Source organism: Aestuarium sp. (assembly GCF_023253315.1).
Lineage (GTDB): Bacteria > Pseudomonadota > Alphaproteobacteria > Rhodobacterales > Rhodobacteraceae > Marivivens > Marivivens donghaensis.
In genome coordinates, this window is sequence record NZ_JALRGW010000184.1 from 1 (window position 1) to 581 (window position 581).

The 581-nt window shown below is 63.7% G+C and carries 1 protein-coding gene; it reads right to left on the reverse strand.

Annotated elements, in window-relative coordinates:
• On the reverse strand, positions 1-581 hold a 581-nt coding region (locus AC1QQ2_RS14925), incomplete at both ends, for an AMP-binding protein (protein WP_479713736.1).

A 581-nucleotide genomic window follows, 5' to 3' on the forward strand; every position in this document is an offset into this window, starting at 1 on the left:
CATGGCGGAGCCGCCCACGGCCGTGCGCTTCATGGTGGAGAACTTGAGGTTGTTGGCTTCCATGTGCTGGATCAAGCCCATCCAGATGGTGGGCACGCCCGCGCTGATGGTCACACCTTCGGCCTCCATCAATTCATAGATGCTCGCGCCATCGAGTTTGGGGCCAGGCAACACCATCTTGCAGCCCGAGAGCATGGCGCCGTAAGGGATGCACCAGGCGTTGATGTGGAACATGGGGACCACGGGCAAGATGGTTTCACGGCAGGACAGGCCCACGATGTCCGGCATGCAGGCGGTGGTGGCGTTGAGCACGATGGCCCGGTGGGAGTACAGCACGCCCTTGGGGTTGCCCGTGGTGCCTGAGGTGTAGCACAAGGCCGCGCCGGTGCGTTCGTCAAACTCGGGCCACTCGAAGGTTTCGGGGTGGGGCGCAAGCAGGTCGTCGTAGGCGACGACGTTGGCCACGCCTTCGATGGCAGGCGTGTGGGCGGCGTCTGCCAGACACACCCAGGTGTGCACCTGAGGGCAGTGTTTGGCGATGGCCTGCACCAGTGGCGCAAAAGTGGCGTCGAACATCACCA